General features: G+C 69.3%; 18 protein-coding genes. 5 read left to right on the forward strand and 13 right to left on the reverse strand.

Features of this window, described 5'->3' with window-relative positions:
- Positions 1 to 11: 11 nt before the first annotated feature.
- Positions 12 to 503, reverse strand: coding sequence for a beta-class carbonic anhydrase (locus ACIQWX_RS09035; RefSeq protein WP_400867474.1), 492 nt, complete (start codon positions 501 to 503; stop codon positions 12 to 14).
- A 99-nt stretch (positions 504 to 602) separates the two neighbouring features.
- Complete coding sequence (locus ACIQWX_RS09040; RefSeq protein ID WP_400867476.1) at positions 603 to 1,703, reverse strand: LacI family DNA-binding transcriptional regulator; 1,101 nt, start codon at positions 1,701 to 1,703, stop codon at positions 603 to 605.
- Between the two features lie 177 nt (positions 1,704 to 1,880).
- Here ACIQWX_RS09040 and ACIQWX_RS09045 point away from each other — a divergent pair, with 177 nt between their 5' ends.
- From ACIQWX_RS09045 to ACIQWX_RS09055, 3 genes are read left to right on the forward strand one after another with little or no spacing between them, the layout of a single operon-like run.
- Positions 1,881 to 2,786: a metal ABC transporter solute-binding protein, Zn/Mn family gene (locus tag ACIQWX_RS09045; protein WP_400867478.1), complete on the forward strand. Its 906-nt coding sequence runs from the start codon at positions 1,881 to 1,883 to the stop codon at positions 2,784 to 2,786.
- Between the two features lie 2 nt (positions 2,787 to 2,788).
- Positions 2,789 to 3,634 carry a metal ABC transporter ATP-binding protein gene (locus ACIQWX_RS09050; RefSeq protein WP_400867480.1) on the forward strand — a complete coding sequence of 282 codons (846 nt, stop codon included), beginning with the start codon at positions 2,789 to 2,791 and terminating at the stop codon, positions 3,632 to 3,634.
- A 3-nt stretch (positions 3,635 to 3,637) separates the two neighbouring features.
- On the forward strand, positions 3,638 to 4,513 hold the full coding sequence (locus ACIQWX_RS09055; RefSeq protein ID WP_400867482.1) for a metal ABC transporter permease: 876 nt from the start codon (positions 3,638 to 3,640) through the stop codon (positions 4,511 to 4,513).
- Here ACIQWX_RS09055 and ACIQWX_RS09060 read toward each other — a convergent pair.
- The 3 genes from ACIQWX_RS09060 to ACIQWX_RS09070 are packed head-to-tail and all read right to left on the reverse strand — an operon-like array spanning position 4,510 to position 8,164.
- The gene (locus ACIQWX_RS09060; protein ID WP_400867484.1) at positions 4,510 to 5,718 is read right to left on the reverse strand and encodes a DUF445 domain-containing protein; all 1,209 of its coding nucleotides are present in this window, start codon (positions 5,716 to 5,718) and stop codon (positions 4,510 to 4,512) included. The genes ACIQWX_RS09055 and ACIQWX_RS09060 overlap by 4 nt on opposite strands.
- A 38-nt stretch (positions 5,719 to 5,756) precedes the next feature.
- Positions 5,757 to 6,932, reverse strand: a complete 1,176-nt coding sequence (locus tag ACIQWX_RS09065) for a DUF445 domain-containing protein (RefSeq protein ID WP_400869484.1) — start codon at positions 6,930 to 6,932, stop codon at positions 5,757 to 5,759.
- Positions 6,933 to 6,991: 59 nt separating this feature from the next.
- Positions 6,992 to 8,164: a DUF445 family protein gene (locus ACIQWX_RS09070; RefSeq protein ID WP_400869487.1), complete on the reverse strand. Its 1,173-nt coding sequence runs from the start codon at positions 8,162 to 8,164 to the stop codon at positions 6,992 to 6,994.
- Between the two features lie 177 nt (positions 8,165 to 8,341).
- Here ACIQWX_RS09070 and ACIQWX_RS09075 point away from each other — a divergent pair, with 177 nt between their 5' ends.
- Together ACIQWX_RS09075 and ACIQWX_RS09080 are read left to right on the forward strand one after the other, a co-directional pair.
- Complete coding sequence (locus tag ACIQWX_RS09075) at positions 8,342 to 9,265, forward strand: hypothetical protein (protein WP_400867486.1); 924 nt, start codon at positions 8,342 to 8,344, stop codon at positions 9,263 to 9,265.
- Between the two features lie 197 nt (positions 9,266 to 9,462).
- A complete protein-coding gene (locus ACIQWX_RS09080) occupies positions 9,463 to 10,113 on the forward strand; it encodes a class II aldolase/adducin family protein (RefSeq protein ID WP_400867488.1) in 651 nt (216 codons plus the stop codon).
- Here the strand turns inward: ACIQWX_RS09080 and ACIQWX_RS09085 are convergent.
- The 8 genes from ACIQWX_RS09085 to ACIQWX_RS09120 all read right to left on the reverse strand — a co-directional run bounded on the left by ACIQWX_RS09085 (position 10,110) and on the right by ACIQWX_RS09120 (position 16,355).
- Positions 10,110 to 10,631: a hypothetical protein gene (locus ACIQWX_RS09085; protein ID WP_400867489.1), complete on the reverse strand. Its 522-nt coding sequence runs from the start codon at positions 10,629 to 10,631 to the stop codon at positions 10,110 to 10,112. The two genes, ACIQWX_RS09080 and ACIQWX_RS09085, sit on opposite strands and share 4 nt — an antisense overlap.
- 69 nt (positions 10,632 to 10,700) lie before the next feature.
- Positions 10,701 to 11,372 (reverse strand): HD family phosphohydrolase, encoded by a 672-nt coding sequence (locus ACIQWX_RS09090; RefSeq protein WP_400867490.1) that lies wholly within the window; start codon positions 11,370 to 11,372, stop codon positions 10,701 to 10,703.
- A 73-nt stretch (positions 11,373 to 11,445) separates the two neighbouring features.
- Positions 11,446 to 12,084, reverse strand: coding sequence for a hypothetical protein (locus ACIQWX_RS09095; RefSeq protein ID WP_400867491.1), 639 nt, complete (start codon positions 12,082 to 12,084; stop codon positions 11,446 to 11,448).
- Positions 12,085 to 12,086: 2 nt separating this feature from the next.
- Positions 12,087 to 13,100 (reverse strand): hypothetical protein, encoded by a 1,014-nt coding sequence (locus ACIQWX_RS09100; RefSeq protein WP_400867493.1) that lies wholly within the window; start codon positions 13,098 to 13,100, stop codon positions 12,087 to 12,089.
- 139 nt (positions 13,101 to 13,239) lie between these two features.
- Positions 13,240 to 13,866: a transglutaminase family protein gene (locus ACIQWX_RS09105; protein WP_400867495.1), complete on the reverse strand. Its 627-nt coding sequence runs from the start codon at positions 13,864 to 13,866 to the stop codon at positions 13,240 to 13,242.
- Between the two features lie 73 nt (positions 13,867 to 13,939).
- The gene (locus ACIQWX_RS09110) at positions 13,940 to 14,545 is read right to left on the reverse strand and encodes a histidine phosphatase family protein (RefSeq protein ID WP_400867497.1); all 606 of its coding nucleotides are present in this window, start codon (positions 14,543 to 14,545) and stop codon (positions 13,940 to 13,942) included.
- Positions 14,545 to 14,907, reverse strand: a complete 363-nt coding sequence (locus ACIQWX_RS09115; RefSeq protein ID WP_400867498.1) for a hypothetical protein — start codon at positions 14,905 to 14,907, stop codon at positions 14,545 to 14,547. The genes ACIQWX_RS09110 and ACIQWX_RS09115 overlap by 1 nt, the downstream gene beginning before the upstream one ends.
- Before the next feature lie 14 nt (positions 14,908 to 14,921).
- A complete protein-coding gene (locus ACIQWX_RS09120) occupies positions 14,922 to 16,355 on the reverse strand; it encodes an MBOAT family O-acyltransferase (protein WP_400867499.1) in 1,434 nt (477 codons plus the stop codon).
- Positions 16,356 to 16,366 lie beyond the last annotated feature (11 nt).

The following is a 16,366-nucleotide window of genomic DNA, read 5'->3' on the forward strand; positions in this document are numbered from 1 at the left end:
ACGCGCAAGACCTACTTGACCTCGGTGAGCTTCCCCGTCTTGACGTCGTAGACGAACCCGCGCACGTTCTCCGTGTGCGGCAGGTAAGCGCTCCGCCGCACCCGTTCCACCGACGTCCGGACGCTGTTCTCCACGTTCCGGAACGCCTCGACCGACCACGTCGGACGCAGGCCGGTGGCCTCTTCGAGCTCGTCCTTGAAGTCGTCTTCGGTGACCGTCGACAGGCCGCACTCCGTGTGCTGGACCACCAGCACCTCGCGCGTGCCCAGCTTGCGCTGCGAAAGCGCCAGCGAGCGGATCATGTCGTCGGTCACCACGCCGCCCGCGTTGCGCAGCACGTGCGCCTCGCCCTGGAGCAGGCCGAACACCTCGAACACCCGGATGCGGGCGTCCATGCAGGTCAGGATGGCCACCTGCAGCGACGGCTTGGCCGACGAGCGGTCGCCCGGCGTCGCGTCGCCGAGTTCCTGGTTGCGCTTGAGCAGTACGTCGATCGAGGTCATCGGTCACCTTCCGGCCAGTGGCCCCGCGGCGCGGGCGTACCACTCCATTTGACCGGGTGAGTACCCCGCTGGGCAATGCACTACGAGCTATGTCACGGGTCAGCCCCCGAACCAGGGCTCCTCGACCGTCCTAGGGGGTGCCGACGTGCGGCCGACGCGCAGTTCGGTCGGCAGCGTGATCACCTTCGGCGCGCTCCGCTCGGCCGAGCCGAGCAGCAGCCGCCCGGCCGTCTTGCCCTTCTCGAGCACCGGCTGGTGGACCGTGGTGAGACCGATCCGCTCCGCTTCGGCGATGCCGTCGAAACCGGTGACGGTCAGGTCCTGCGGCACCCGCAGCCCTCGCCGCTCGGCCTCGGCCATGGCGCCGAGCGCGAGGATGTCCGACGTGCAGATCACCGCCGTGACCTGCGGGTACGCGTCCAGCAGCTGGCGCGCGGCGGACGCGCCGTCGTCCACCGTGTGGTCGAAGCGCTCGATGACCGGGACGCCGGCCCAGTCGACGCCGGCCGCGGAGAACGCCACGGCGAGCGCTTCCAGGCGGGTGCGCTGGACGTGGAAGTGCGCGCCGCTCTGGCGCGTCGCGGAGACGAAGTCGTCGTTGCGCTCGCGGGCCAGGCGCATGCAGATCACGCCGACCTGCCGGTGCCCCAGCGTCACGAGGTGCTCGGCGATCTTGCCGACCGCCGCCGCGTCGTCCGGGCCGACGCGGTCGATGCCCTCGAGGCTCGGCTGGTCGATGATCACCGTCGGGACCGGGCGCTCCAGCACCGCGGCCAGGTGCGGGTCGTCGTCCGGGACGGAGTAGACGACGAAGCCGTCGACACCCGCGCGGTGCACCGCGGCGACGTCCTCGCGGCCGGGGCTGGCGGGCACCAGGTGCAGGCCGACGCCGGCGTCTTCGCAGGCCAGGGCCAGTCCTTCGAGCACGCCGACGGCGGCGGGGTCGCGGAAGGCGTAGGAGAGGTTCTCGGTGAGCAGCAGGCCGACCGCGCCCGCCTTGCGCGTGCGCAGGGAGCGGGCGACCGGGTCGGGGCCGGGGTAGCCGAGCCGCCGCGCGGTCTCGAGGACCCGGCGGCGCAGTTCCGGGGACAGCTGGTCCGGCCGGTTGTAGGCGTTGGACACCGTGGTCCTGGACACACCGAGCTCCGCCGCGAGCGACGCCAGCGTCGCCTGCCTCCGGGTGCGAATAGGACGTCCCATCAGCAAACCGTAACGGTTCAGATCACTTTCTTGAAGAGACACCCCGGGTGGTCGATGTCTCGATCCGCATGCATGAACTCGCATACACCAAACCGGGATCGGATGGCCAGGAAGTCATCCGGATGGGGTAAGGTGAATCTGACAACGGTTTCCATTAGCGTCTCCAGGAGTCCTTCGATGAGTTCCCGCCGCACCAGGAGCGTGCTCGCCGCCGCTTCGGCCCTGTCCGTCTTCGCGCTGGCCGCGTGCTCCGGAGAGTCGTCCGACGGCGGTGGGCAGTCCGGCGGGTCCGACAAGATCAAGGTCGTCGCGTCGACGGACGTCTGGGGCAGCGTCGTCAGCGCCGTCGGAGGGGACAAAGTGGAGGTCAAGGCGATCATCCACGACCCGTCGGCCGACCCGCACTCGTACGAAACGACCGCCGACGACGCCCTCGCGGCGAAGGACGCGAAGCTGCTCCTCTCGAACGGTGGTGGCTACGACGAGTTCTTCGACAAGCTCACCGCGCAGGCCGGGGACGCCAAGAAGCTCGTCGCCTACGACATCGCCGCGACCGGCGACGAGAACGAGCACGTCTGGTACGACCTGCCGGGCGTCGACAAGGTCGCCGACCAGGTCGCGGCCCAGCTCGGGGAGCTGCAGCCGGCGTCGAAGCAGGCGTTCACCGACAACGCGACGGCGTTCAAGGCGAAGGTCGACGCGCTCGAGAAGCGCCTCGGCGAGCTCGGCACCACCCACCCGGGTACGAAGGTCGTCGTCACCGAGCCGGTCGCGCACTACCTGCTCCAGAGCGCGAAGCTGACGGACGCGACGCCGAAGGCCTTTTCGGACGCCGTCGAGAACGACACCGACGTACCGGCCGCCGCGGTGAACGAGTACAAGCAGCTCATCGCCACCAAGCAGGTCAAGGCGCTGATCAACAACGCGCAGACGGTGACCCCGCTGACCCAGGACGTCGTCGGGCAGGCGAAGGCCGCCGGGATCGGCGTGGTCGACGTGACCGAGACGCTGCCGCAGGGTGTGACCGACTACATTGGCTGGATGACCGGGGAAGTGGACGCGCTGGCGGGAGCGTTGAAGTAGGCATGGCTCCCGTCTCAGACGACGTACGCCCCGCGGTCCGGGTCCGCGGGGCGGGACTCGCGTTCGGACCCCGGACCCTCTGGTCGGGGCTGGACCTCGTCGTCGAGCCGGGTGAGTTCCTCGCCGTGCTCGGCCCGAACGGCTCCGGTAAGAGCAGCCTGCTGAAGGCGCTGCTCGGCATGCAGGGCCTGTCGGCGGGCTCGGTCGAGATCGCCGGCGGCCGCCCGGGCGGCGCGAACCGCAAGGTCGGCTACATCCCGCAGCAGCGCGCGATCGACGAGTCGCTGACGCTGCGCGGCGTCGACCTGGTCGGCCTCGGCCTCGACGGGCACCGCTGGGGAACGGGCCTGTTCGGCATGGCGGCCCGGCGCAGGCTCGTTTCGGAAGCGGTCGACGCGGTCGGGGCGACCCGGTACGCGAAGCAGCCGGTCGGCCGGCTCTCCGGCGGCGAGCAGCAGCGGCTGCGGGTCGCGCAGGCCCTGGTCGGCGACCCCGAGGTGCTGCTCTGCGACGAGCCGCTGCTGTCCCTGGACCTCGCGCACCAGCGCGCGATCAGCGAGCTGATCGACCGGCGCCGGCGGGTGTCGGGCACGGCGGTGCTGTTCGTGACGCACGAGATCAACCCGGTGCTGCCGTTCGTCGACCGGGTGCTGTACCTGGTCAACGGCCAGTTCCGGATCGGCAAGCCGGACGAGGTCATGACCACCGAGACGCTGTCGGAGCTGTACGGCACCCGCGTCGAGGTGCTGAAGGTCGGCGGGCAGATCCACATCGCGGGCGCGCAGAGCGCGTTGTGCGAGGAGGAGCCGCACCACCACGAACACGACGTCGAAGAGCAAGTGGGCTGAGTCTTGGATCTGTTCGACTTCGGCAAGACGTGGGAGCTGATCTCCGAGCTGGACGGCGTCCAGACGGCGCTGCTCGCGGCGGCGATCCTCGGCCTGGTGGCGGGGGTGCTGGGCCCGCTGATCGTGATGCGGCGGATGTCGTTCGCGGTGCACGGGACGTCCGAGCTGGCGTTCACCGGCGGCGCGGCGGCGTTGCTGCTCGGGATCGGCGTCGAGTACGGCGCGTTGATCGGCGCGGTGGTGGCCGCGCTGCTGCTGGGGATCCTCGGCGCGCGTGACGCGGACCGCGACTCGGTGATCGGCGTGATCCTGTCGTTCGGGCTCGGGATGGGCGTGCTGTTCCTGTCGTTCTACAAAGGACGGTCCGGGAACAAGTTCGGCATTCTCACCGGCCAGATCATCACGATCGATTCGACGAACCTGACGTTGTTCGTGGTGTCGTCGGTGGTGGTTTTGGCGGTGCTCGCTTTGGTGTACCGGCCGTTGCTGTTCGCTTCGGTGGACCGGAACGTGGCCGTGGCGCGCGGGGTTCCGGTGAAGACGCTGACCGTGGTGTTCGCGCTTCTGGTCGGTGTCTCGACCGCGTTGAGCGTGAAGGTCGTCGGATCGCTGCTGGTGGTGGCGTTGATGGTGACGCCGGCCGCGGCGGCGGCGCGCGTGACGGCGTCGCCGTGGAAGGCGACGGTGCTGTCCGTGGTCTTCGCGGAGGTGTCGGCGATCGGCGGGATCGTGCTGTCGCTGGCGCCGGGGCTGCCGGTGAGCGCGTTCGTGACGGCGATTTCGTTCTTGATCTACGTGGTCTGCCGCGTGATCGCCTGGCAGCGCGACCGCCGGACGCGCGTAAGTGCCGTGGAACCGGCGCTCGTCGCGGCGGCTTAACCCAGCATCAGCAGGACCTGCAGCTCGCCCACCACGAACCCGATCACCCCGCCGACCGCGATCAGCTTCCATTCGTCCTGCCGGAACGCCGGCCGCAGCAGCCCCTCGAACTCCAACGGCGTCAGCGCGAGCATCCGCTGCTCGATCATCTTCGCGACGTCCATCGCCTCGGTCAGATAGCCCTCGGCGTACCGGGCCGTGTCCGGCAACTGCTCCAGGGCCTTCCGGGCCGCCGCGTGCTTCATCTCCTTCAGCCGCGTGCCGCCCAGCGTCCGGGACAGGGGTACCTGCTTGTCGACCGTCTCCGAGACGAGGTTTTCGACCAACGCGGCCAGCCGGTCGGCGCGCGGGCCGCGCAGCACCGCGTCGAGGAGGTTCTGGACCGTCAGGACCTCGTTGGCGATCAGCTCGCCGTACTGCCGGGCCACCTCCGCGCGCCGGCGCTGGAACTTGCCTTGGAAGATCACCCGGCCCACGCGGACCGGCTCGCGCGGGACGAAGATCAGCTTGATCGCCAGCCAGTCCGTGAACAGCCCGATCGCGCCGCCGAAGATCGGCAGGACCAGCGGCTCGCGCGTGAACGCCCACACCAGCGTCTGGACGAGCCCGAGGCCGAAGCCGAAGTAGATGCCCATCCGCGCGATGAACGCCATCTCCGGGCGGGACGTCTCGCGGATCAGCCGGACCAGCAGCGCCTTGTCGCGCGTGAGCCGCTGGACCGTCATGTGCTGGACGTCGAGGACCTCGTCGAGGTTTTCGCGGACGTCGTCGAGGAACTCCCGGACCAGCCGCGGCGCCGACGCCTGGACCTGCTTGATCAGCATTTCCTGCGCCAGCGTCGGCATGACCTCCCACAGCCGCGGGTGGTGCTCGGCGAGCACTTCGCGCGCGATGTGGTCGACCGCGCGCAGCAGCGGCTGCTCCAGTTCGCTGGTGATGATCACCGGGTCGATCCGGCCGAAGACCTCGCGCAGGTCGAGCAGGTTCGCCGTCAGCAGCTCGGTCGCGACGGCCGCCATCCGCCCGCCGTGCTTCGGGACGACGCCCTGCCAGCCCAGCAGCGGCGGGATCCCGACGAAGTCCAGGGGCCGGAACATCATCTCGATGGCGACGCGCTTGGTGACGTACCCGATCAGCGCCGCGATGAACGGCATCGCCGTGTACAGCGGCCAGTGCAGCGCGAGGTCGTGCAGGACCGCGTCCAAGTCCGACCTCCTCCTGCCCAGAACGGAAACCGTACCGGCTACCCGAGCAGCGCGAGCACCTGCAACTCGCCGACGAGCCCGCCGATCACCGCGCCGACGGCGATCAGCTTCCACTCGTCCTGCCGGAACGCCGGCCGCAGCAGCTGCTCGAACTCCAGCGCGCTCAGCTTCTTCATCCGGTCGACGATCGTGTTGCGCACGTCGAGCGCGTTGATCGCGTAGTTCTCGGCGTACCGGATCGTCTCCGGGACGCGCTCCGCGGCCTTCGCCGCCGCCGTCTGCTTCATCTCCTGGAACTTCTTCGTCCCGACGGCGATGGCGACGAACGGCTTGACGACGCTGGCCTGCGCGTCGATCGTCTTCTGCACCTCGCGGGTGATCATCGCGAACAGCTTGTCGGACTTCGGCCCGCGCAGCACCGCTTCCAGCAGGTGGGGAATGGTGATGATCTCGCGCGCGATCATGTCGCCGTAGTCGGCGGCCACCTGGTCGCGGCGCTTCTGGAAGATGCCCTGCCAGGTGTAGACGCCGAAGAAGCGGCGAGGCTCGCGCGGCAGGAAGATCATCTTGAGCGCCAGCCAGTCGGTGAGCCAGCCGATGCCGAGGCCGAACAGCGGCAGCACGATCGGCGACTTCGTCAGCGCCCAGACCACCAGCTGCACGCAGCCGAGGATGAACCCGAACCAGATGCCCGAGCGCGCGATGAACCGCATCTCGGGCCGCGAGATGTCGCGGATCAGCCGGTTGAGCAGCGCCTTGTCGCGCACGAGGTTCGTCACGACCATGTGCTGCAGGTCGAGGACGTCCTCGATGTTGTCGGCGATCTCGCGCATGATCTTGGTGATCGCCTTCGGCGCCTCCGCCTGGACGCGCTTGAGGAGCAGCTGCTGCGCGCCGTTCGGCAGCACCTCCCACAGCCGCGGCTGGTAGGTCTCCATCACCTCGCGCGTGACGTCCTCGACCACCCGCAGCAGCGGTTGCTCGATCTCCTTCGCGACCTGCGCCGGGTCGAGCCGGGCGAAGATCTCCTTGGGGTCGACGAGGTTGGTCGTCAGCATCTCGGTGGCCGTCGCCGCCATGCGCTCGGCGTTCGCCGGCAGCACGCCCTGCCAGCCGAGGAACGGCTTGATGCCCTTGAATTCGAGCGGCCGGAACATCATCTCGATGGCGACGCGCTTGGTGACGTAGCCGATCAGCGCCGCGATGAACGGCATGGTGACGTACACCTGCCAGTGCGTGCCGAAGTCCACCCGCGCACGCTATCGGCCCGTGATCAGTGCAGCAGGAGCAGCACCTGGAGTTCACCCACCAGGCCACCGATGACCGCCCCGACGGCGATCAGCTTCCATTCGTCCTGCTTTAAGGCCGGGCGCAGGATGCCTTCGAACTCCAGCGGGGTCAGCTGCTGCATCTTCTCGACGATCGTGTTGCGGACGTCGAGCGCGCCGGTCGCGTAGCTCTCGACGTGCTTCACCGTTTCGGGGAGGTGCTCGATGACCTTGGCGGCCGCCGCGCGCTTCATCTCCTGGTACTGCCGGCCGCCGATGGTGAGCGCGACGACCGGCTTGGCCACGCTGACCTGCGCGTCGATCGTGCGCTGGACCTCGCGGGTGACGAGCGCGAACAGCTTGTCCGCGCGCGGGCCGGTGAGGATGGCTTCCAGGACGTTCCGGACGGTGAGGACCTCGTCGGCGATCAGCGCGCCGTAGTCCGCGGCGACCTCCTGGCGACGCTTCTGGAACATGCCCTGCCAGCGAAAGAAGCCGAACCCGCGCGGCTCGCGCGGGTAGAAGATCATCTTGAGCGCCAGCCAGTCCGTGACGAAGCCCGTGACGAAACCGAAGACCGGCATGATCAGCGGCTGTTTCGTCAGCGCCCAGGCGACGAACTGGACGAGCCCGATCACGGACCCGAACCAGATCCCCGAGCGCGCGATGAACCTGAACTCGGGTGCGGCGACCTCGCGGATCAGCCGGCAGGTCAGCGACTTGTCGCGGACCATGGCGCCGATGAGCATGTCGTTGACGTCGAGGACGTCGTCGATGTTGGTCGAGACCTCCCGCAGCAGCCGCTTGACGACCTGCGGCGCCTGCGCACGGACCTGGTCGACGAGCAGCCGTTGCGCGCGCGAGGGCAGCATTTCCCAGAGCCGGGGCTGGTGGGTTTCCATGACTTCGCGCGTGACGTCTTCGACGGCCTTGAGCAGGGGTGCTTCGAGCCCTTTGACCATTTCCTCCGGATCGAGGCGGCTGAAGATCTCCCGCGGGTCGACGAGGTTGCGGGTCAGCAGGTCGACGGCGGTGGTGGCCATCCGCCGCGCGTTCGCCGGGATGACGCCCTGCCAGCCGAAGAACGGCTTGACGCCTTTGAACTCCAGCGGCCGGAACATCATTTCGATGGCGACGCGCTTGGTGAGGTAGCCGATGAGGGCGGCGATCAGCGGCATGGTCGCGTAGACGTGCCAATGCGCGGCGATGTCGGCGAGTATGTCCACAGTGGCCTCCTCGCCGTTAACCGCTGGTCAACAAGGTCAGGATGCCATGCGTCACCGGGGGTTCCAATATCCGTGATGCATCCATTTGGCGGTACGTGCGAACGGGTCCCGGCTCATTAAGGTGGCGCGATGGTCGCGCCTGAGAAGCCCCAGTCCGCCCCGAAGACCGCCCAGTTCGCCGTGGGTGTCCGCGGCTACAACCAGCGTCAGGTCGACGAACGCCTCGCCGAGCTGAACAAGGACCTGCGCGAGACGTCCCGCAGCCGCGACGAAGCCGTCGCGACGTCGTCGGACCTCTCGAAGGCCCTCGCGTACGCGCAGAAGGAGCTGGCCGAGACGAAGGCCGCGCTGGCCAGGATGAGCTCGAGCCCGTCCGGCGCCGGCGCGATGGCCGAGCGCGTCCGGATGATGATGCAGCTGGCCGAGGAGGAGATCGCGGACCTGCGCGCGGCGGCGGAGGCGGACGCGGCCTCGACCCGCGACCAGGCGGACAAGTACGCGCACGAAACCCACCGCACGGCCGACAAGCTCGCGAAGGACGCAGAGGAAGAGCGCGCGCGCCTGCTGTCGGAGGCGAAGGGCGAGATCGAGAAGCTGAACGCGGCGGCGGGCGCGAAGAGGGTCGAGCAGGCGGCGGCGGCCGAGCGAGCCCGCAAGGAAGCGGACGCGGCGGCGGAGGCATCGGCGGCGGAAGCGCGTGCCGAGGCGGACCGGGTCGCGGCGGAGGAACTGGCGGCGCGGAAGAAGAAGTTCGACGAGGAGCACGCGAGGAAGAAGCAGGAGACCGAGGCGGCGCTGGCGTCGGCCCAGTCCCAGCAGGCGGAGGCCGACCGGAACCGGAAGCTGGCGCTGGACTTGAGGTCGAAGGTGGCCGAGCGGATCGCGGCTACGGATGTCGCGGTGCAGGAAGCGATGCGGTTGTTGGCTCCGGAGCCTGCCGCCGGGAAGCCGAGTCCGGCTCCCGCTTCTGCGCCTGCTCCCGGTTCTGCTCCCGCTTCTGCGGCGAAGGCTACTTCCGCTCCGGCCGCTCCCGCTGCTCCGGCGAAGGCGTAGTTATCCACATCGCCTCGAGTTGTCCACAGATTTCGGACGTGGCCGTTTTCGCAGCTCAGAGGCGATAGACTGGACAGGGGACGCCCCCCAGGGACGGGCGGGGGCTTGTCCTGCGGGGCCCGGGGGTGGCCGAAGCTCGTGGGTGGCTGGCAGTGTTCAGCTCAGCTGTCGATCACCCGCGAGAACGGACCCGCCGCATGCTCCTCGAGACCGAACGGGCCGCCGTGTGCGCCTACGCGCGGCGGATGGTCGGGGACGGCCTCGTCGTCGGGACCTCCGGGAACGTCTCGGTTCGGGCCGGCGACCTCGTCGCCGTCACGCCGACCGGCGTCCCGTACTCCAGCATGAACCCGGCCGACGTCCCCGTCGTCGACCTTGGCGGCCAGGTCGTCGACGGCTCGCTCAAGCCGACCAGCGAACTGCCGATGCACCTGTCCGTGTACTGGGACGTGCGCGATCCCGACCGCGAGCCCGTCACGGCCGTCGTGCACACGCACTCGCCGCACGCCACCGCCGTTTCGACGCTCGTGCGCGAGGTGCCGCCGATCCACTACATCCTCGCGACGATCGGCCCTTCAGTGCGCGTCGCGCGCTACGCGACCTATGGCACGCCCGAGCTGGCGGCAGCCGTGTTGGAGGCGCTCGAAGGGCGCCGCGGCTGCCTGATGGCCAACCACGGCACCCTCACCTACGGCGACGGCTTGGAGGCCGCCTACCACCGGGCTCAGCAGCTCGAATGGGCCTGCCGGGTGTGGTTGCTCGCGCAGGGCGCTGGGCGGCCGACCCTGCTGCCGCCGCCCGAGGTGGCGAAGGTCGTCGACCGGCTGCGCGGCTACGGCCAGGGTTAGCCCAGCGTCCCGGCGAGCATGAGCAGCCCGGCCACCAGAGCGAGCGCGGACAACGCGATGCCGACCGCGGCCATCGGCTTCCCGGAGCGGCGGCCGACGCAGCCGAGGACGCCGAGGACGAGCCCGGCCAGCCCGAACGGGAACGGGACGTACGCCCGGAACCCGGTCATGTCGACGGGCAGGAACGGCAGCACGAGCGCGAGCAGGCCGAGGACCAGCGCCGCGACGCCGAGCCAGAGCCCCTTCGCCGGAGGCACCGGGCCGCCGGGCCACGGCTGCTGGTACCCGTACGGCGACGCGGCTGCCCCGGGGTAAGGCGCCTGGCCGTCCGCGCCCGGGTACGGCGCCTGGCCGCCCGCGCCCGGGTACGGCTGGCCGACCGCGCCGGGGTGAGGCGGCTGACCGGCCGCCCCGGGGTACGGCGGCTGGCCGACCGCACCCGGATGCGGCGAAGTCGACCCTCCTGCCGCCGGATCCGGGTGCGGCGGGTTCGGCTCTGCTCCAAAACCGTCGGTCATGCGAACTCCTCACTACCGGAACCGCATGCCTACCAAACCCGCCACGCCACCGCGGCAGAATCCGCGAATCTACGACGCCAGCGCGTCGACCGCGTGGACCGCGTCCAGCAGCTCCGCCACCGTCGGGTCGTCGACCGCCTCCTTGATGCACTGCCACAGCTGGAGGTTCGCCGTCGCCCAGCGCGAATACGTTGCTGCCGCCTCGGGGTTGTAGAAGTAGTACCCCTCGTCGTGGACGTCGCACTGCTCGCCGACGATCTTGTCCGCCAGCTCGCGCAGGCTCAGCCCGTTCTCGCGCAGGTACCGGTGCGCGAGCACCACCGGCGTCACCGGCAGCGCCTTGAACAACGTGTCCGCGTCGCTCAGCGCCTGCGCCTCCAGCGAAATGTCGCGGCCGCGCGTGGCCATCTCGGCTTCGTCGACGATTTCGTCGACCCACCGAGCCACCTGGGACGGCACCCCGCACTCCGCGAGGATTTCCAGCCGCAGGCTCCGGCCCGCCGCCGCGGGCGAGTTGCGGAGCACCAGGTAGTTGACGTCGTGCACCAGCGCCGCCACCTCGACCACCGCGCGGTCGGCGCCGTTGTGCTGGGCGAAGCCGGCCGCCTTCGCGCGGACGAAACTCACGTGGTGCCAGCCGTGGAACGGCAGCCGTTCGGCATAACGGCGGCAAAGCCGGTGAACCCGGTTCGCGACGGCGTCGACGATGACGTGGTCGATCGTGCTTTCCTGCGTGCGCATACACCTCTCCGATCCCGGCCGTGGTGTTCAGACGGGTGGAGTAATGGTAAGCGCCGCTGACGCCGGTGTGTAGCTAGATGCGGTCGGCCAATTCCCCCAATCGGACCTCTACCGGAACGTGACGATGGCCGATTCCCGTGGCGGGGTCGAAAGAAAGGCTGAAACTGCTCACCGGGCGTGATTTCACGAGGAACGTCATCGTGCCGTCGGCCGCTTCGGGGATGCGGTGGAATTCGTCGGCCAGCATGGTGATGCACGCGCCGGCCTGGCACAACGCGCTGCGCCGCCGCCGCGTGGACGTGATCAGCCCGGTGCCGTCGTCGATCGTCGTCTCGTATCTCTCGTGCAGGTAGTCACCACGGAGAATGGTGGTGCAGAAGTGGTACCTGTGGTTGTGCACGGAATCCGCGTACCCCTCCCGCCAGTCCTCCTGCGCCTTGTATTCGTGCAGCCAGAAGGAAAACGGGTCGGACGGCGAATCGAGCAGGCACCAGGCGAAGTGCGTGGTCGTTTCCCGGGACGAGCGCAGCACCTTCGCGGCCTGCGCCGACGACAGCGCCCGCAGTTGCGAACGCAGTTCGTCCCGCAGGCCGGGCTGGGCGGCCCACGGCCGGAACCACTCGTCGACGGCCCGCCAGTCGGCGGCCGGCGGGAACTCGGCCGCGCGCAGGCGCGTGGCCAGTTCGGAAAGGGGGGACAGGCGGGTGAGCAAGGTCAGCTCCCTAGCTCGGCGACTTCGGAGAACTCCGCGCGGAAAGCGTGGAACTTGCTTTCCAGCTCGCGGAACTGCTCCTCGGACAGGGGGGATCCGGTGATCTTTTCGAACAGCGCCAGGAAATCCGTCCGCGTCGTCGCGGACGTGATGCGGAAGTGGCGGCCGGTCCGGGACTGCGAGACGCGCACGAACTCGGCGCGTTCCATGTTGTAGAGGAAGGAACCCTCGGTGAACCGCAAGGACCGCGGGTACAGCTTCGTGGCGCCGCGGACGTCGCTGTAGAGCGACACCCACACGCTGTCGTCGAACAGTTCGAGCCGGTCCAGCGGTGGGTCGGCGACGACGGTGATGTCGACCTGCGCGCACCGGCTGCGCGCCAGGAAGAGGCCGACGAGCCCGATCCGGATCTCTTCGTCGAGCCGGGTCTGGATCTGTTCGGAGTCGACGTCGCCGGCCTCGCGGCGCAGCAGGTAGCGGGCGCGCCCGCTGATCGAGCTGGCGTCACGCGGGTCGGCGATGACGGCCCGGAGTTCGCGTTCGGTGCGGGAAAGCAACAGGCGGGCGGCCGCGTGCCGCCCGGAGAAGCCGCGGAAGAAGTACTGCCGGGTCGCGTTGAGGTCGGCCATCAGCAACCGGTTGAAGCCGGGGTCGGGGTCCGTGGTCGCCTCGAACACGTCGGTGGGGAAGAACTCCTTGTTCAGCGCGCGGTATTCGGAGCTCAGGTCCTCCAGCGCGCGCCTGCTTTCCTCGATCACCGGGGTCACCAGCGCCTTCTGCGAGGCGCTGGCGGTGATCAGCGTGGTGCCGAATCCCACGATCGCGGAGATCAGGGTGCCGGTGCCCAGCGACGTCACCAGGTTCTTCCCGGTGCCGGGGTCCATCAGGCCGGCGAGCCACAGGCTGAGGCCGGCGACGACGACGAGCACCGTGAGGAGCAAGCTCGTCCTGGTCCAGAAGATCTCCTGCAGTGGGGTACGGCGGCGGGATCCGCCTTCCGTAGCCACTTGCTTCACCTCCCTCGAACCACTCGAACGGACGTATGCGTAAAGTGTCTGTTCGAGCGCGCGGAGTCACTTTACGCGTCCTGCGGGGGGCGCGAAATAAGAAGTTCGGGGGACAAGGCTGACGGACGGACGTCACTCTCGGCAATAATTAACCAGCTTTGCCGGGTTTTCGTAAATCACGGAAAACCGGCTTCAGAGCGTGGCCGGGAGCCCCTTTTCGTACCAGTCCGGCCCGGGTGCGGCGGTCATCAGGAACTCCACGACGACCGCCGCGGGGGCCGGGTGGATCTCCGGGTGATCGCGTTCGCCGCGCGCGGGGTCCACCGGCCAGGCCAGTTTCTCCTCGCCGAGCGAAAAACTCCCCGCGCGCGCCTGTTCGATTGCCGCGCGCGTCGAGACGCACCCATTTGCCGAGCAGGTGCACGGCGTTCAGCCCGTGCAGCGCGGACAGCTCCTGGTAGCAGAACCCGGCCGGAATCCCTTGCGCCCGAAGCAAAGCGGCGAGCAGGTGCGCCTTTGCGTGGCAGATCCCGACCCGCTCGCGCAGGACGTCCGACGCCCGCCAGGTGACGCGCGGATCGCGCGCGTCGATCACGTGGTCGACTTCGTCGCGCACGAACCGGAACGCGGCCTCGGCGCGGGCGACGGGGTCGTCGCCGGCGGCGCGGAAGCTGTCGGCCTTGGCGCGAACGGCCGGGTGCTCGTGATCGACGACGGCGTCCGAGGCGAGGTAGTCGCTCAGCCGTTTGGAGGTGGGCGACGGAACAGGACTCATCCGGCCATCCTGACAGGTGCCGCCATTCGGGCGAGCCTCCTTTTCCGGCGTCGCAACGCTCCGCGTTCGCCGGTTACGGAAGGTAAAACTCCGGTGAGAAACCCGTCCAGCGCAAATCGGCCGTCAGGTGCCCGACGTCGTTGTACGTCAGCAGGGCGGCGGGCCGTCCCGGCGAGTACTGGATGACGGTCAGCGCGGCGTTGGCGTGGTTCAGGGCGAGCCACCGCCACGGCGGCGCGTCCTGCGAGGCGCGCACGAGCCAGCCGGCGAGGAAGTTGTGCGTGACGAGCACTTCGTACCGCGTCTCGGCGCCCGGCACGGGCCCGGTGAACCGCCGCTCGGCCTCGGCGGCGAGCTCTTCGTCGGCGGGCGGCTGCTGTCGCGCGAAGGCGTGCAGGAGGTCGCCGGAGGTCTCGGGGAGCTCCTCGCGCATCGGCGTGTAGGGGACGAAGTCGCCGGCCGCTTTGTCGACGTAGATGGGGACGCCGGGCAGCTGGGTGGCGAGGAGCGCGGCGGTCTGGCTCGCGCGCGGGAGCGGACCGTGGTGGACGGCGTTGATCGGGATCTCCCGCAGCCGCCGCCCGAGGAGGACGGCCTGCCGGCGGCCGGCTTCGGTGAGCTCGCCGGTCGGAGCCGCTTCGCCGTGGCGGGTGAGGAAGAGGTACCGCGTGGCGAGCATCAGCCGACGGGGACGAGCGCACCCTGGGGTCCGTGGCTGGGCGCGAACTGGGCCTGCAGGCGGATCGGGGCGGGGTGCGGGGGGAGGACGGTCGAGGCGAACGGGGTGATCGTGTGCTCGTAGCCGCTGTTGGTGTGGAGGTGGACGCTCACGTGGACGTTGCGGTCGGCGGGGATCTCGAAGGTGACGGCGCCCCAGGAGACGATGTATTGGCGGCCGTCGATGCTGGCGATGGGGGCGTACGCGCGGACGGTGTGGCCGAGGTGGGGGATGTCGATCGTGAGGAGACGGCGGGGACCGTCGTGGTTGTCCACGTACGGGATCACGCCGGGCACCTTGGCCAGGTCGATCGGCTCGCTCATCCTTCGGGCTCCGCTCAGAACTGGTAGTACAAGAACGGGCTGAACGTGCCCGTCGCGATCAGGATTGCCGCGTACACCAACCCCACCGTCATCACGCCGATGCGCAACGCCGTGGCCGGCTTGCTTCGCGACGACTCCAACAGCGGTCCCGTCACCGGGTGGGCCGGCAGCAGGAACACCGCCAGCGCCGCGAGCAGCAACACCAGCCGCTGGTTCGTGAACGCCTCTTCCACTCCCGCGCCCAAGCCGTCGAAGTCCGGGATCAGCATGTGGCCGATCATCGACAGCGCGTGGCCCAGGTCCGCCGACCTGAAGAACACCCAGCCGAACACCACCAGCAGCATCGTCAACGCCCGGCGCGCCAGCCGCGGCCAGCGCGACGACGGGTCCAGGTCGAAGCCGAACCTGCGCTCGATCACCAGCAGGGCCCCGTGGTAGCAGCCCCACACCAGGAACGTCCACTGCGCTCCGTGCCAGAAGCCCGTCAGCACGAACACGATGCACAAGTTCCGGTACGTGTGGGCCGCCCCGTTTCGGTTGCCTCCCAACGGGATGTACACGTAGTCGCGGAACCAGCGGGACAGCGACATGTGCCAGCGGCGCCAGAACTCCGTGATCGTCACCGAGGAATACGGCCTCGCGAAGTTCTCCGGGAGCCGGAACCCCAGCATGCGGCCCAGGCCGATCGCCATGTCCGAATAACCCGAGAAGTCGAAGAACAGCTGGAGCGTGTAGCCGATCGCGCCGAGCCACGCCGTCGCGAACGTCATCTCGTCCGGGGGCACCTTGAAGCACGCTTCCACCAGCGGGCTCAGCGAATCCGCGATGATCGTCTTCTTGCACAGCCCCAACGCGAACCGGGGGAAGCCCGCCGCGATGTCGTCCAACCTGTGCGACCGCAGCTGCGGGAGCTGGTCGGCGATCTCGCGGTACCGGACGATCGGGCCCGCAACCAGCTGCGGGAACATCGCGATGTACGCCGCGAACGCCACCGGGTTGCGCAGTGCCTGGCGCTCGCCGCGGTAGATGTCGACCACGTACGAAATGTGGTGGAACGTGTAGAACGAGATGCCGATCGGCACCACCAGGCTCGCCACCGGCACGCTGCCGCCGAACCAGTGCGCGACCGCCGCGATCTGCTGCGTCGCGAACCCCGCGTACTTCCAGATCAGCAGCACCGCGACGTCCAGCGACACCACCGCGATCAGGATGCGGCGCCGCCGGACGCCGTCGACGTCGAACGGGTTCGGGGCCAGCAGCGGGCCGGCCAGGAAGTTGACCACCATGCAGCCCAGCAGCAGGAACACGAACGGGCCCGCGCCGATCGTGTAGAACAGCAGGCTGCCGACCGCGACGATGCCGTTGCGCCAGCTCCGCGGGCACACCAGCACGGCGACCAGCACCGCCGGCATGAAGTACCACAGGAACAGTGGCGATACGAACGACATCGGGTCCCCTC

This window comes from Amycolatopsis sp. NPDC098790, assembly GCF_044759945.1.
Classification (GTDB): Bacteria; Actinomycetota; Actinomycetes; order Mycobacteriales; family Pseudonocardiaceae; genus Amycolatopsis.

Bases quoted from the DNA above. Each gene is read 5' to 3' on its own strand.
- ACIQWX_RS09105 (WP_400867495.1), bottom strand. From the start codon at position 13,866: ATGAGTCCTGTTCCGTCGCCCACCTCCAAACGGCTGAGCGACTACCTC.
- ACIQWX_RS09040 (WP_400867476.1), bottom strand. From the start codon at position 1,703: ATGGGACGTCCTATTCGCACCCGGAGGCAGGCGACGCTGGCGTCGCTC.
- ACIQWX_RS09075 (WP_400867486.1), top strand. From the start codon at position 8,342: ATGGTCGCGCCTGAGAAGCCCCAGTCCGCCCCGAAGACCGCCCAGTTC.
- ACIQWX_RS09085 (WP_400867489.1), bottom strand. From the start codon at position 10,631: ATGACCGACGGTTTTGGAGCAGAGCCGAACCCGCCGCACCCGGATCCG.
- ACIQWX_RS09065 (WP_400869484.1), bottom strand. From the start codon at position 6,932: ATGCCGTTCATCGCGGCGCTGATCGGCTACGTCACCAAGCGCGTCGCC.
- ACIQWX_RS09120 (WP_400867499.1), bottom strand. From the start codon at position 16,355: ATGTCGTTCGTATCGCCACTGTTCCTGTGGTACTTCATGCCGGCGGTG.
- ACIQWX_RS09070 (WP_400869487.1), bottom strand. From the start codon at position 8,164: ATGCCGCTGATCGCCGCCCTCATCGGCTACCTCACCAAGCGCGTCGCC.
- ACIQWX_RS09110 (WP_400867497.1), bottom strand. From the start codon at position 14,545: ATGCTCGCCACGCGGTACCTCTTCCTCACCCGCCACGGCGAAGCGGCT.
- ACIQWX_RS09050 (WP_400867480.1), top strand. From the start codon at position 2,789: ATGGCTCCCGTCTCAGACGACGTACGCCCCGCGGTCCGGGTCCGCGGG.
- ACIQWX_RS09115 (WP_400867498.1), bottom strand. From the start codon at position 14,907: ATGAGCGAGCCGATCGACCTGGCCAAGGTGCCCGGCGTGATCCCGTAC.
- ACIQWX_RS09045 (WP_400867478.1), top strand. From the start codon at position 1,881: ATGAGTTCCCGCCGCACCAGGAGCGTGCTCGCCGCCGCTTCGGCCCTG.
- ACIQWX_RS09035 (WP_400867474.1), bottom strand. From the start codon at position 503: ATGACCTCGATCGACGTACTGCTCAAGCGCAACCAGGAACTCGGCGAC.
- ACIQWX_RS09080 (WP_400867488.1), top strand. From the start codon at position 9,463: ATGCTCCTCGAGACCGAACGGGCCGCCGTGTGCGCCTACGCGCGGCGG.
- ACIQWX_RS09090 (WP_400867490.1), bottom strand. From the start codon at position 11,372: ATGCGCACGCAGGAAAGCACGATCGACCACGTCATCGTCGACGCCGTC.